The organism is Citrobacter sp. CtB7.12, assembly GCF_001297795.1.
Taxonomy (GTDB): domain Bacteria; phylum Pseudomonadota; class Gammaproteobacteria; order Enterobacterales; family Enterobacteriaceae; genus Citrobacter_A; species Citrobacter_A amalonaticus.
In genome coordinates this window covers 1-1604 of the sequence record NZ_LIFT01000012.1, presented here as the reverse complement: position 1 = coordinate 1604, position 1604 = coordinate 1, and the positions used below count along the sequence as shown (strand labels likewise).

Below are 1604 nucleotides of genomic sequence, written 5' to 3'. Positions count from 1 at the left end.
GAGCATCAAACTTAAATTGAAGAGTTTGATCATGGCTCAGATTGAACGCTGGCGGCAGGCCTAACACATGCAAGTCGAACGGTAACAGGAAGCAGCTTGCTGCTTTGCTGACGAGTGGCGGACGGGTGAGTAATGTCTGGGAAACTGCCCGATGGAGGGGGATAACTACTGGAAACGGTAGCTAATACCGCATAATGTCGCAAGACCAAAGAGGGGGACCTTCGGGCCTCTTGCCATCGGATGTGCCCAGATGGGATTAGCTTGTTGGTGAGGTAACGGCTCACCAAGGCGACGATCCCTAGCTGGTCTGAGAGGATGACCAGCCACACTGGAACTGAGACACGGTCCAGACTCCTACGGGAGGCAGCAGTGGGGAATATTGCACAATGGGCGCAAGCCTGATGCAGCCATGCCGCGTGTATGAAGAAGGCCTTCGGGTTGTAAAGTACTTTCAGCGGGGAGGAAGGGGTTAAGGTTAATAACCTTAGCCATTGACGTTACCCGCAGAAGAAGCACCGGCTAACTCCGTGCCAGCAGCCGCGGTAATACGGAGGGTGCAAGCGTTAATCGGAATTACTGGGCGTAAAGCGCACGCAGGCGGTCTGTCAAGTCGGATGTGAAATCCCCGGGCTCAACCTGGGAACTGCATTCGAAACTGGCAGGCTTGAGTCTCGTAGAGGGGGGTAGAATTCCAGGTGTAGCGGTGAAATGCGTAGAGATCTGGAGGAATACCGGTGGCGAAGGCGGCCCCCTGGACGAAGACTGACGCTCAGGTGCGAAAGCGTGGGGAGCAAACAGGATTAGATACCCTGGTAGTCCACGCCGTAAACGATGTCTATTTGGAGGTTGTGCCCTTGAGGCGTGGCTTCCGGAGCTAACGCGTTAAATAGACCGCCTGGGGAGTACGGCCGCAAGGTTAAAACTCAAATGAATTGACGGGGGCCCGCACAAGCGGTGGAGCATGTGGTTTAATTCGATGCAACGCGAAGAACCTTACCTGGTCTTGACATCCACAGAACTTGGCAGAGATGCCTTGGTGCCTTCGGGAACTGTGAGACAGGTGCTGCATGGCTGTCGTCAGCTCGTGTTGTGAAATGTTGGGTTAAGTCCCGCAACGAGCGCAACCCTTATCCTTTGTTGCCAGCGGTCCGGCCGGGAACTCAAAGGAGACTGCCAGTGATAAACTGGAGGAAGGTGGGGATGACGTCAAGTCATCATGGCCCTTACGACCAGGGCTACACACGTGCTACAATGGCATATACAAAGAGAAGCGACCTCGCGAGAGCAAGCGGACCTCATAAAGTATGTCGTAGTCCGGATTGGAGTCTGCAACTCGACTCCATGAAGTCGGAATCGCTAGTAATCGTGGATCAGAATGCCACGGTGAATACGTTCCCGGGCCTTGTACACACCGCCCGTCACACCATGGGAGTGGGTTGCAAAAGAAGTAGGTAGCTTAACCTTCGGGAGGGCGCTTACCACTTTGTGATTCATGACTGGGGTGAAGTCGTAACAAGGTAACCGTAGGGGAACCTGCGGTTGGATCACCTCCTTACCTTAAAGAACCTGCCTTTGTAGTGCCCACACAGATTGTCTGATGAAAA

At 53.9% G+C, this 1604-nt stretch carries 1 rRNA gene; it reads left to right on the top strand.

Features of this window, described 5'->3' with window-relative positions:
- Positions 1 to 13 precede the first annotated feature (13 nt).
- Positions 14 to 1555: ribosomal RNA gene (locus tag AOY24_RS15250) — 16S ribosomal RNA — on the top strand.
- Positions 1556 to 1604 lie beyond the last annotated feature (49 nt).